Source organism: Spinactinospora alkalitolerans (assembly GCF_013408795.1).
GTDB lineage: Bacteria > Actinomycetota > Actinomycetes > Streptosporangiales > Streptosporangiaceae > Spinactinospora > Spinactinospora alkalitolerans.
In genome coordinates this window covers 4,290,509-4,302,702 of record NZ_JACCCC010000001.1, presented here as the reverse complement: position 1 = coordinate 4,302,702, position 12,194 = coordinate 4,290,509, and the positions used below count along the sequence as shown (strand labels likewise).

Below are 12,194 nucleotides of genomic sequence, written 5' to 3'. Positions count from 1 at the left end.
ACCACGGGGCCGACATCGCGCGATGGCGCGTCCGCGATCTCCGGGCCGTTTCGCAGCGAACCATGAAGGAACCGACGTGAGCATCCAAGAACGCACCTGGGCCGAACTGATCAACGCCCTGCTGACCGGCGAGTCCCTCTCGGCCGACGACACCGAGTGGGCCATGAACGAGATCATGTCCGGCTCGGCGACCGACACCCAGATCGCGGGCTTCGCCGTCGCCCTGCGCGCCAAGGGCGAGACCGTCGAGGAGGTCACGGGCCTGGCCCAGGGCATGCTCGACAACGCCGTGGGCATCAGCGTCGCGGGCCCCACGCTCGACGTGGTCGGCACCGGCGGCGACCGCGCGCACACCGTCAACGTCTCGACGATGGCCGCCGTCGTGGCCGCGGCCGCCGGTGCGCGCGTGGTCAAGCACGGCAACCGCGCGGCCTCGTCCTCCTGCGGCACGGCCGACGTGCTGGAGCGCCTGGGCGTGGTCATCGACCTGCCGCCCCGCTACACCGCCCGGGTGGCGGAGGAGGCCGGCATCACCTTCTGCTTCGCCCCGCTCTTCCACCCCTCGCTGCGCTACGCCGCCAAGCCCCGCCGGGAACTGGCCGTGCCGACGGTGTTCAACTTCCTCGGCCCGCTGACCAATCCCGCCCGGCCCACCGCGGCGGCGATCGGCGTCTTCGACCGGCGGATGAGCGAGGTCATCGCCGGGGTCTTCGCCCGGCGCGGCACCTCGACCCTGGTCTTCCGCGGCGACGACGGCCTGGACGAGCTGACGACCACCACCACCTCGTCGGTGTGGGTGGTGCACGAGGGCGAGGTGCGCCCCGAGACCGTCGACCCCGCCGACTTCGGCATCGAGCGGGCGGCGCCCGACGCGCTGCGCGGCGGCGACGCCGAGTTCAACGCCGCGGTGGTGCGCGACCTCGTCGGCGGCGGGACCGGCCCCGTCCGCGACGCCGTGCTGCTCAACGCCGCGGGCGCGCTCGCCGCGGTGGAGGGCGTCACCGGTCCGCTGAAGGAGACGCTGCTCCCGGCCTATGAGCGGGCGGCGGCGGCCGTCGACAGCGGCGCGGCGGCCACCGTCCTGGAGAAGTGGATCGAGGCCAGCCAGGCCTACGCCAAGCGGGTCTAGGGCTCCCTCAACCGAAGCCACGGGGTCAGGCTGTCGTCAGCCTTGGCGGCTCTGCTCGACCACGGGGAGACCTGTGGGACACCGGTCGACATCGGCTCGGCGAACCTCGACTTCACGGCATTGGGTCTGGTCGGCGGCGGGACGAGCACGGGAGAGCGCGAGGAGGGGGCGCCCGGCCGGGCGCCCCCTCCTCCTTCCTTCCGCCGATGCCGCCGGCGCGGTCCGGCCGCGGCCTCACATGCCCAGCGAGAACGCGGCCTCCAGGTCGTGCTGGGAGTAGGCGTGGAAGGCGATGTGGGTGTCGGAGGACAGCACGCCGGTGACCTTGTTGACCCGGCCGGGGATCACCTCGGCGAGCTCGTCGTGCCGGCGCACCCGGACCAGCGCGATCAGGTCGACGCCGCCGGTCACCGAGTAGACCTCGCTGACGCCGTCGATCTCGGCGATCGCCTCGGCGACCTCCGGGATGCGGTCGACGTCGGCCTTGATCAGTACGATCGCGGTGATCACGGGGATTCCTCCTGGAGCAGTGGTTGCGGCGGTCTTGGTCAGTGCACGTCGGACAGCCGGGCGCCGGCGCGCCAGCGTATGCGGTAGATGAGCAGCCCGCCGACCACACCGGCGACGAAACCGTAGACGTGCGCGGCGTATGCCGTCTGGGTGTCCTCCCCCGGGAACAGGCTGAGGCTGACGTAGAGAAGATACTGAAGCACGAAGTAGGTCCCGACCAGCACCCAGCCGGGCAGCCGCACCGGGATGACGCCGAAGACCAGGGTGATCACCCGGCTGCGGAACTGCACCACCAGGTAGGCCCCGAGCACCCCGGAGATCGCGCCGGAGGCGCCCACCATCGGGACCTCGATCGGCCCCTCGCTCAGCGCGAAGCCGTAGCAGGCGATGACGCCGGAGACCAGGTACATGCCGAGGTAGCGCAGCCGGCCGAGGCGGTCCTCCACGCACGGCCCGAACACGAACAGATAGACCATGTTGCCGAGCAGGTGGGCGACCCCGCCGTGCAGGAACATCGAGGTCAGGGTGGACAGCCACGGGACCTTGCCGAAGTCGGCCCCCGGGCACTCGGTGGCGCCGCGCAACTGGTCGCCGGTGAGCAGCTCGGCCGGGATCGCGGCCCAGTGCAGCAGGTAGAGCTCCTGGGCGCACGCCCGGGAGAAGACGTCGCCGTACCAGACCGCGATCTGCGACAGCGGCGACAGCAGATAGACGGCGACGTTGGCGGTGATCAGCAGGTAGGTGACGACGGGGACGCGGCGGACGGGGTAGTCGTCGCTGAGCGGGATGCCTGCCATCGGATGCGCGTTCCGTCCGTTGCCGGGAGCCAGTGTTTCTCGGTTCGGTTCCACCGTAGATCAGCCGGGCCGCGCGGCGCGCCGGGACGCCCGGGAGGTCCGGGAGGCCTCATCTCAGGGCGGGGGAGAAGTCGCCGGGCCGCTCCTGCAGTTTCCGGTACTTCTCCGCGCCGTTGGCCGGGCACGTCCAGGTTCCGTCCAGTTCGACCAGTCGGGTCCCCGGGACGTCGAGCCAGCGCAGCACGCACTCCATCTCCCCGGCGGTCGCGCGCGGCGTCGGCCCCGGACCGGGCTCGACGGTTTCGGCGGAGTCCACCAGGGCCCGCAGGTAGGCGTGCGGGTCGGAGGCGGGGGTCATGATCCCGGCCGCGGCGAGGCGGCCGTGGCGGACCACGCACATCTCCCAGTCGGCGCCCGCGCGGCGGGCGGCGACCAGGTGCGCGCAGCGCGAGAGGGCGGAGAGCCGCTGGGCGCGGCCCGCCGCGCGCACGAAGGCGGCCAGCCGGTCCCGGTGGAGCGCGGCCTCCTCGTAGCGGAGTTGGGCCGACAGGTCGAAGATGTGGTCGGTCAGGGCGCGCACGACAGAGGAGGCGTCGGTCGTCATCGCCTCGGCGGCCGCGCTCACGTGGGCGTCGTAGTCCGCAGGGGACTCGCGTCCCTCGCACGGGGCGCCGCAGCGGCCCATCTGGGCGAGCACGCAGGCGCTGACCGCCCGGCGGCCGGGGCCGAGGCGGTGGGTGCACTGGCGCAGCGGGAAGGTCTGGTGCAGCGCCTCGCGGGCCATCTCGGCCTCGCGCGAGGAGCGGAACGGGCCGAGATAGGGCGCGCCGTCGTCGCGCACCTCCCGCACGACCGACAGCCGGGGGTAGGCCTCGCGGGTGAGCTTGAGCCAGACCGCGCGCTCGGGGTTGCGGGAGCGGCGGTTGTAGGGCGGCTTGCGCTCGGCGATCAGCCGGAGTTCGCGGACCTCGGCCTCCAGGGCGCTCCCGCACACGATCGGGGTGACGCGCTCGGCCAGGGCGAGCATCTCGCGCACCCGGCCGCGGGTCTCGGAGGCGGTGAAGTAGGACCGGACGCGCTTGCGGAGGCTGCCGCTCTTGCCGACGTAGAGGGCGTCGCCCTTGGCGTCCTCGAAGACGTAGACGCCGGGCGCGTCGGGCAGGTCGTCGGCCAGGTGGCGCTTGCGGCGCTGGGCGGGGGTGGGGGCGTTGCGGAAGCCGCGCAGCTCCTCCAGGGTCTGCACTCCGAAGGAGCCGAGGCGCTCCAGCAGGCCGTTCAGGACGCCCACGGTGGCGCGCGCGTCGTCGAGCGCGCGGTGGGTGGGCCGGTCGGGCACGCCGAAGAAGCCGGCGAGGGTGCCCAGCTTGTGGTTGGGCACCTCCTCCTTGGTGACCAGCCGCCGGGCCAGCGGGACGGTGTCGACGACCGGGGGACCGGGCCAGGCGTGGCCGTGCTCGGCGCAGGCGGCCTTGAGGAAGCCGACGTCGAAGGGGGCGTTGTGGGCGACCAGCACGGTGTCGCCGCCCAGGCCGGCGAATTCCAGGAAGGAGGGCAGGACCGCCTCGATCGGGGGAGCGGGGGCGACCATGGCCTGGGTGATGCCGGTGAGCAGGGTGATGAACGGCGGGATCGGCGCGCCGGGGTTGACCAGCGTGGCGAACTCGCCCAGGACCTCGCCGCCGCGCACCTTCACGGCGCCGATTTCGGTGATGCCGGCGCCGTCCCCCTTCGCTCCGGTCGTCTCCAGGTCGACGATCACGAACGTGGTGAGCGACAGCGGCGTCCCCAGGTCGTCGAGGGTCCCCTGGACCGGGAGGTGCTGTTGTGCCACCTGGTCAGAGTACGGGCGGCCGGTGTCCGGAGGGAACCCGTCCCCGTGTCGGGCCGGTGGGCGCGGGGCGCCCGGTCCCGGGGGCCGGGCGGTGGGCGCCCGCAGGCCCTCTCCGTCCGGATCGCGGCCGGTGGGAGCGCACGGGTTCGCGGAGAACACCTTTGCTCCGACATGGAAAGATGGCGAGGACCGGGAAGAGCGCGCCGGGCCCCGTGCCCACTCCGGGCCGGCGCGCCGATCCGGGGATCGAGCACGCGGACGAGCGAGGGGACCATGGCAGTGAGCATTTCGGTGCCGACCGGCAAGCGGCGGTGGCGGTGCGCGCAGTGCGGCAACCTGACGCGCTTCGACGTCACCCGCACCGTGCGGTCGCGCGACTACCTCCACTTCGACCTGTCGGGCGCGAGCCGGGTCGAGGAGAGCGAGGTGCTCGGCGAGACCGTCGAGCAGGTGCGGTGCCGCTGGTGCGACGCCGTCGACTCCGTCGAGGTCGTCGACCGGCCCGCCGCCGAAGAGGGCGTGCCGGCGGAAGGCGACGTGGAGCGGGCATGACCGCGGACGACGGCGCCGGCGCGGCGGCCGGGGAGGAGGGCCCGACCCGGCCGCTCCCCGAGGCCGTGCGCGCCCGGATCATCGAGTACGGCTCCGACGTGCTCGGATCCATGCCGGTGGCCGATCTTCCGCAGGCGCTGCGCCGGGTCGCCAGGTTCGAGCCGCGCCGCCGGGCGAGGCTCGCCGGGCCGCAGATCGCGGCCCAGCTGGAGACCGACGCCTCGTTCCGCGGCCGGGTCGCCGAGCGGATGGAGAGGGTGTGGCCCGAGCTCGCCGAGGGCCTGCGCGGCGGCGTGGTGCCGCCGGCGGCCGATCCGGTGACCGTCGCCGCAGCGGCCTACCTGCTCAGACCCGAGGGGTGGGCCGGGATCGTCGAGCGGATCCATTCCGAGCTGGAGCACAGGGAGACGGTCAAGGAGGCCGACGAGGCCGCCGAGACCATCGCCCAGTTGCGCCGGCAGTTGGCCGAGGCGAAGGCCGAGCACCGCGGGGAGGTCACCAGGCTCCGCTCGGGACTGCGCGAGCAGCGCAGCTCAATCGCCGACCTGCGGCGCAGGGTGCACGCCGAGCGGCAGCGGGCCAAGGAGGCCGTGGAGCGGGCCGAGCAGGCGGCCGCGGAGGCGGCGGATCGCAGCAGCGCGGCGGCCGGCCAGGTCGGCGCCGTGGAAGCCGAGAACCGCCGGTTGCGCAATCGCCTCGCCGCCGCCGAGACGCAACTGGAGAACGCCCGCCGCGCCGCCAGGGCCGGACGCAGCGCTGACGAGGCCCGGCTGCGGGTGCTCATCGAGGTGCTGCTGGACGCCTCGCACGGGCTGCGGCGCGAACTCGCGCTGCCGACCTCCATCGAGAGCCCGGCCGATCTGGTGGCCGGCGAGACGCGCGATCGCGGGCTCGGCATGCCCGGGCGGGGACTTCCCGACGACGACCCCGGCCTCGTCGACCAGTTGCTGGTGCTGCCGCGCATCCACCTGCTCGTCGACGGCTACAACGTCACCAAGACCGGGTACGACACCCTGCCGCTGGCCGACCAGCGGAGCAGGCTGCTCACCGGACTGGAGGGCCTGGCCAGCAGGACCAAGGCCGAGATCACCTGCGTGTTCGACGGCGCCGACGTCGAAGCCCCGCCGGCGCTCTCGGCGACCCGCCGGGTGCGGCTGCTGTTCAGCGCGCCGGGGGAGACCGCCGACGAGCTGATCGTCCGCCTGGTCCGGGCCGAACCCTCGGGCCGCCCGCTGGCCGTGGTCACCTCCGACAAGGAGATCGTCTCCGCGGTCCGCCGGGAGGGGGCCCGGACGGTGGCGTCGGTCCTCCTGCTGCGCCGCCTGGAGACGGGTTAGCCCCTGACGTCCTTGCCGGGCTCCGATGTCGAGGGGCGACAAAAGCCGCAGAGCCGGAGGAATGGCCGGATGTGGCCATTGCTCCCGGTTTCGTCGGTGCTCTGCCAGGTGCTGCGGTTATGTCGCGTTGCGCATTGTGTCCCAAGTTACAACCCGGGTGCCGTGGTTGAGCCTGGTGGAGTGGTCCGCTAGGTTCTACCCGGAGCTTGATCGCTTTCCCGCCGAACGGACCGGCTCGCAACCGCAGGTGCCGACCGGTGGCGTGGAAGGTTTCCCATCACGTGCGGGACTGTGTGGTCTGCTGTTGCGCAAACCCCCTGCGCGGCGCGTCCGGAGCGGCGGTACCCGCGTCCGGCCCGCGTGCGCCGACCCACTCCCCACTTCGCAGCGGACTTTGATCGAAGGAGCGTGTACCGCCCATGACCGACAACGGTGGTCGGCGCACGGCCCGCCGGATCGCGACCGGCCTCGGAGTCGCGGCGGCCGGAAGCCTGATCCTGCCCGGATTCGCCCACGCCGACCCGGAGCCCACCCAGGAGGAGGCCGAGGCGAGGCTCGGCGAGCTCCAGGAAGAGGCCGACATTGCGGTCCAGGACTACAACCAGGCCAAGGAAGACTACGACGCGGCCAAGAAGAAGGTCGAGGAGCTCGAGAACCAGGTCGGCGACGAGGAGGAGCGCTACAACGAGCTGCGCGACCAGGTCGCCGAGTTCGCCAGCGCGGCCTACCAGGGCACCGACCTCGACTCGTCCATGACCGTCCTCTCGATCGACGACCCCGAGGACGTCTACGAGCAGGCCGCCGACATCGGCTACCTGTCCGAGAACCAGCGGGCCGAGCTCGAGGAGTTCGCCGGTTCGTCCGAGCGCCTCATCAAGCTCAAGCAGGAGGCCGAGGACGCGCTGGAGGACGCCGAGGAGCAGAAGGACGAGGCCGAGGAGCAGAAGGACGACGTCGAGGAGAGGATCGGCGAGCAGGAGGAGCTGCTCGCCCAGTTCCCCGACGCCGACCCCGCGGCCGGCGGCTCCGACGCCGGCGGCTCCTACACCGGCTCGGCCTCCGGCAACGCGCGCGCCGCGCTCGACTTCGCCTACGCCCAGATCGGCAAGCCCTACGTCTGGGGCGGCGCCGGCCCCGACGGCTACGACTGCTCCGGCCTGACGATGCGCGCGTGGGGGGCGGCCGGCGTCAACCTGCCGCGCACGACCTACGCCCAGGCCAACGCGGGCCAGCGGGTCAGCCGCGACGCCCTCCAACCCGGCGACCTGGTGTTCTTCAGCGGCCAGGGGCACATGGGCATCTACGCCGGCAACAACCAGATGGTGCACGCGCCGCGTACCGGCAAGAACGTCGAGGTCGTCTCGCTGGCCGGCTACTGGGACGGCCAGTACGAGTTCGCCGTGCGCCCCTGACCGTCGCCCGCACGGAGGGCGCGGCGGTCAGCCGCGCCTCCCCGGTGCGATACCCCATATGGAGTTCCGGGCCATCGCCGTCCGAGCCGCGGGTGGACACCGCGTCTCGGGCGGCGATCGCCGTTTCGCCCGCCCCTTTTGCGGCATTCGCGAGCCTCGCGGGGATCTCGGGGGAAGGTAACGAATACGTTGAGATCGGTGTCCGTGATGCACTAGGGTTCGACGCCGAGTGAGGTCGTCGTTCTCGCCATCACCAGGATGGCGGCGACCAGCTCCCGCCGAACTCCGCGACGCGACCCTCATCACCGGCGCGCGGAGACCGGGGAGCCACCCGCGCACGCCGCCCCCTCATCAGGCTGTGGCGCACGGTGGCCTCGTGTGCGAACCAGCACCCCCCGTCGTGCCGCGGCGGGGCGCCGACGCGCCCTCGTCCCGCACGGCCGCTCCGGTAGGCGGACCATGGGAGAAAGGTGCGCCACAACCGTGGATAAACGCCATGATCGTGGCTCGTATCGCCGTCATCTGGCCGCCGTGGGCTTCATCGCCGCGGGCGCCCTCGTCCTGTCGCCGGGCGTCGCCTACGCCGACCCCTCCGCCGACGAGGTGCAGGACGAGATCGAGAGCCTCGAACGCGAGTTCTCCGAGCTGAACGAGACCTACAACCAGGCCAAGCAGGACCACGACGCCGCGAAGAAGAAGCTCAAGGAGATCGAGGAGGACCTCGAGGAGGCCGAGGAGGACCTCGGTTCCCTGCGCGGCCAGGTCCGGATGCTGGCGACCGCCGCCTACAGCGGTACCGACTACACCTCGCCGGCCTACCTCCTCGGCTCCGCGGGCCCCGAGGACACGCTCCGCCAGGCGGCCGACCTCGGCTACCTCTCCAGCAACCAGGAGGAGAGCCTCGAGCAGTACTCCGAGCAGAAGGACAAGCTCGAAAGGCTCCAGGGGGAGGCCGAGCAGACCGAGCAGGAGGCCGCCGACAAGCTGGAGGAGGCCGAGCAGGCCCAGGAGGACGGCGAGGCCAGGATCGAGGAGCAGCAGGAGCTCCTCGACGAGCTGACCGCCGAGGAGCAGGCAGCCGCCACCTCAGGCGTCGGCTCCGCGGACGGCGACTCCTCGGGCGGCGGCTCCTACACCGGTCCGGCCTCCGGTAACGCGCGCGTCGCGCTCGACTTCGCCTACGCCCAGATCGGCAAGCCCTACGTCTGGGGCGGCACCGGCCCCGACGGCTACGACTGCTCCGGCCTGACCCAGGCCGCCTGGTCCCAGGCCGGCGTCAGCCTGCCGCGGACCTCCCAGCAGCAGTTCAACGCGGGCCAGCGCATCTCCTGGGACCAGATGCAGCCGGGCGACCTGCTGTTCTTCTACGACAGCGCCGCGCCGACGCACGTCGGCATGTACGCGGGCAACGGCAAGATGGTGCACGCCTCGACGTCGTCCAAGCCCATCGGCGAGGTCACGCTCAACGACTACTACCGCAGCAACTTCGTCGGCGGCGTCCGGCCGTAGCGGCTCCCGCCGGTCTTGGCGCCGCCGCACCCCGCCCGCCGCGGTCCGGTGCCGACGGGGCCAAGACCGGCGCCCCTAGAATCTGGGCCGTGTCCCGCACTCTGATCATCACCAACGACTTCCCGCCCCGACCCGGGGGCATCCAGGCGTTCGTGCACGCGCTCGCGCTGGGGCGCCCGGCCGACTCCGTGGTCGTCTACTGCTCGTCCCCGCCGCGGCGCCCCGGCGCGCGCTCGTGGCGCGACCCGGAGGCCTTCGACCTGGACCTGCCGTTCCCGGTCGTCCGGGAGCGGACGTCGGTGCTGCTGCCCACCCCGGCCGTTGCGCGGCGGGCCCGCGCGATCGCCCGGCTGGAGGAGTGCGACTCGGTGCTGTTCGGCGCCGCGGCGCCGCTGGGTCTGCTGGCCGGGGGCCTGCGCCGGGCCGGGGCCGAGCGCCTCGTGGCCCTCACGCACGGCCACGAGGCCGGCTGGGCGATGCTGCCGGGGGCGCGGTCGCTGCTGCGCCGGATCGGTGAGCAGACCGACACCGTCACCTACTTGGGGGACTACACCCGCGAGCGGCTGGCCCGAGCCCTGACGCCGCGGGCCGCCGCCCGGATGCGGCACCTGGCGCCGGGCGTGGACCCGGACCGCTTCCGGCCCGGAGCGGGAGGGGACCTGATCCGCGAACGGCACGGGCTGGGCGATCGCCCGGTCGTCGTGTGCGTCTCGCGGCTGGTGCCGCGCAAGGGCCAGGACACGCTGCTGCGCGCGTGGCCGCGGGTGCTGGCCGACGTGCCCGAGGCGGTGCTGCTGCTGGTCGGGGGCGGGCCGTACCGCTCCAGGCTGGAGGCCATGGCTCGGGAGCAAGGGGTGGGCGCGTCGGTGCGCTTCACCGGTTCGGTGCCCTGGGAGGAGCTCCCGGCGCACTACGACGCCGGCGACGTGTTCGCGATGCCGTGCCGCACCCGCAACGGCGGCCTGGACGTGGAGGGGCTGGGCATCGTCTACCTGGAGGCGTCGGCGACCGGCCTGCCGGTGGTCGCCGGCAACTCCGGCGGCGCCCCGGACGCGGTCCTGGAGGGCGAGACGGGCCACGTCGTGGACGGCGGCGTCCCCGGCCCGACGGCCCGGCGCGTCATCGGGCTGCTGCGCGAGCCCGCCGCAGCCCGGGAGATGGGCGAACGCGGCCGCGCGTGGGTGCGGCGCCGGTGGAGCCGGGAGCAGATGTCGCGCCGTCTGGACGACCTGCTGACCGGCCGGTAGCCACCGGCCGGCCGTCCCCCCGGCCGCCACCGGCCGGGGGGAGTGGGGGGGGGCTCAGGCGCTGTAGATGGCCTCGATCTCGTCACCGAACTGCTTGACCACGATGTGCCGCTTGACCTTCAGCGACGCCGTGAGCTGGCCGCCCTCCTCGGTGAAGTCGACGGGCAGGATCGTGAACTTGCGCACGGACTCGGCCCGCGAGACCGACTTGTTGGCGTCGTCCACGGCCCCTTGGATCGCGGCCACGAGGTCCGGGTCGTCCTTCAGGTCGGCGACCTCGCCGGTCTTGCCGTTCTGCTTCTTCCAGAACTCCAGGGCCTCGGCGTCAACGGTGATGAGCGCCGAGATGAAGTTGCGGTTGTCGCCGACCACCATGCACTGGCTGACCAGCGCGTGGCCGCGGATGCGGTCCTCGATGACGGCCGGTGCCACGTTCTTGCCGCCGGCGGTCACGATGATCTCCTTCTTGCGGCCGGTGATGCTGAGGTAGCCGTCCTCGTCGAGCGCGCCGAGGTCGCCGGTGCGGTACCAGCCCTCGGAGTCGAACGCCTCCTCGGTGGCCTTGGGGTTGTCCCAGTAGCCCCGCATCACGTGGTCGCCCTTGATCAGGATCTCGCCGTCCTCGTCGATCCTGGTGCTGACGCCGGGGAAGGCGCGGCCGACGGTGCCGATCTTGTTCAGCTCGGGGCTGTTGACGGCGGTCGGCGCGGAGGTCTCGGTGAGGCCGTAGCCCTCGATGATGGTCAGGCCGACGCCGCGGAAGAAGTGGCCGAGCCGCTCGCCCAGGGCCGAGCCGCCGGAGACCGAGTACTCGGCCCTACCGCCCACGGCGGCCAGGATCTTGCCGTAGACGAGCTTGCTGAACACCGCGTGCTTGATGCGCAGGCCCAGGCCGGCGCCGCCGGTGTCCAGCGCGCGGCTGTAGGCGATCGCCGTGTCGGCCGCGGCGTGGAAGATCTTGCCCCTGCCCTCGGAGACGGCCTTCTGCTCGGCCTTGTTGAAGACCTTCTCGAACACGCGCGGCACGGCCAGCAGGAAGGTCGGCCGGTACACGCCGAGCGTGTCGATGAGCTCGGGACCGGTGGTGGGGAAGTGGCCCATCACGGTCTTGGACTCGATGCAGCCGACCTGGATGATGCGGGCGAAGGAGTGCGCCAGCGGCAGGAACAGCAGCGTGGAGCGGCCCTCGACGGTGAACACCTTCTCCAGCGGGCCCCGGATGATGTTGAGGATCGTGAACAGCAGGTTGCGGTGGGAGAGCTCGCAGCCCTTGGGGCGGCCGGTGGTCCCGGAGGTGTAGATGAGGGTGGCCAGGTCGTCCACCGTGCCGGTGGTGCGGCGCTCCTCCAGGGTCTCCTCGGTGACCTCCGAGCCGGACTCCTTGAACTCCTTGAGCCCGGAGCCCTCGATCTCCCAGATGTTCTTGAGTTCGGGCAGCTCGGCGCCGACCGCCCGGACGCGGTCCGCGTGCTCGGCGCTCTCGACGAAGACGGCCTTGCTGCCGGAGTTGCCGAGGATCCACTCGACCTGCTCCTCGGAGGAGGTCTCGTAGATGGGGACGGTCACGCCCCCGACCGTCCAGATCGCGTAGTCGATGGCGGTCCACTCGTAGCGGGTCCGCGACATCAGCCCCACGCGGTCGCCGTGCTCGACGCCGGCGGCGATGAGCCCCTTGGCGATGGCGGCGACGTCGTCGCGGAACTCCTTGCAGGTGACGTCGCGCCACTGGCCCGACTCCTGCCGCCGCAGCATGGTGGCGCTGGGCTCCTCGGCGGCGCGCGCGAAGACGGTGTCGCTCAGGCGCGCGTCGGGAGAGATCTCGACCTTCACGGGACGGCTGTACTCGCGCACGGGCTCAACTCCTGCGATA

10 protein-coding genes are annotated in these 12,194 nt (G+C 72.6%); 6 read left to right on the top strand and 4 right to left on the bottom strand.

Annotated features, from left to right (window positions below):
* The first annotated feature begins 22 nt into the window (after window positions 1–22).
* Window positions 23–1,129: an anthranilate phosphoribosyltransferase gene (gene trpD / locus HDA32_RS19075; RefSeq protein ID WP_179644515.1), complete on the top strand. Its 1,107-nt coding sequence runs from the start codon at window positions 23–25 to the stop codon at window positions 1,127–1,129.
* A gap of 234 nt (window positions 1,130–1,363) precedes the next feature.
* On the opposite strand, the gene HDA32_RS19070 is transcribed toward trpD, so the two are convergent.
* The 3 genes from HDA32_RS19070 to HDA32_RS19060 form a co-directional block, all read right to left on the bottom strand.
* A complete protein-coding gene (locus HDA32_RS19070; RefSeq protein ID WP_179644514.1) occupies window positions 1,364–1,639 on the bottom strand; it encodes an Lrp/AsnC family transcriptional regulator in 276 nt (91 codons plus the stop codon).
* 38 nt (window positions 1,640–1,677) lie between these two features.
* Window positions 1,678–2,436, bottom strand: coding sequence for a rhomboid family intramembrane serine protease (locus HDA32_RS19065; protein WP_179644513.1), 759 nt, complete (start codon window positions 2,434–2,436; stop codon window positions 1,678–1,680).
* A 109-nt stretch (window positions 2,437–2,545) separates the two neighbouring features.
* A complete protein-coding gene (locus HDA32_RS19060; RefSeq protein ID WP_179644512.1) occupies window positions 2,546–4,267 on the bottom strand; it encodes a DEDD exonuclease domain-containing protein in 1,722 nt (573 codons plus the stop codon).
* A gap of 279 nt (window positions 4,268–4,546) precedes the next feature.
* Between HDA32_RS19060 and HDA32_RS19055 the strand changes: the two genes are divergently transcribed.
* The 5 genes from HDA32_RS19055 (at window position 4,547) to HDA32_RS19035 (ending at window position 10,324) form a co-directional block, all read left to right on the top strand.
* Window positions 4,547–4,819 (top strand): hypothetical protein, encoded by a 273-nt coding sequence (locus HDA32_RS19055; protein ID WP_179646793.1) that lies wholly within the window; start codon window positions 4,547–4,549, stop codon window positions 4,817–4,819.
* Window positions 4,816–6,156 carry an NYN domain-containing protein gene (locus HDA32_RS19050; RefSeq protein ID WP_179644511.1) on the top strand — a complete coding sequence of 447 codons (1,341 nt, stop codon included), beginning with the start codon at window positions 4,816–4,818 and terminating at the stop codon, window positions 6,154–6,156. Before HDA32_RS19055 ends, HDA32_RS19050 begins: the two co-directional genes overlap by 4 nt.
* A 419-nt stretch (window positions 6,157–6,575) precedes the next feature.
* A complete protein-coding gene (locus tag HDA32_RS19045) occupies window positions 6,576–7,568 on the top strand; it encodes a C40 family peptidase (RefSeq protein ID WP_179644510.1) in 993 nt (330 codons plus the stop codon).
* A gap of 483 nt (window positions 7,569–8,051) precedes the next feature.
* Window positions 8,052–9,077 (top strand): C40 family peptidase, encoded by a 1,026-nt coding sequence (locus HDA32_RS19040; RefSeq protein WP_312863241.1) that lies wholly within the window; start codon window positions 8,052–8,054, stop codon window positions 9,075–9,077.
* An 89-nt stretch (window positions 9,078–9,166) separates the two neighbouring features.
* Entirely contained in the window at window positions 9,167–10,324 is a 1,158-nt protein-coding gene (locus HDA32_RS19035; RefSeq protein ID WP_179644508.1) for a glycosyltransferase family 4 protein, read from the top strand.
* Between the two features lie 54 nt (window positions 10,325–10,378).
* Here HDA32_RS19035 and HDA32_RS19030 read toward each other — a convergent pair whose 3' ends face one another.
* Window positions 10,379–12,175 (bottom strand): AMP-dependent synthetase/ligase, encoded by a 1,797-nt coding sequence (locus tag HDA32_RS19030; protein WP_179644507.1) that lies wholly within the window; start codon window positions 12,173–12,175, stop codon window positions 10,379–10,381.
* Window positions 12,176–12,194 lie beyond the last annotated feature (19 nt).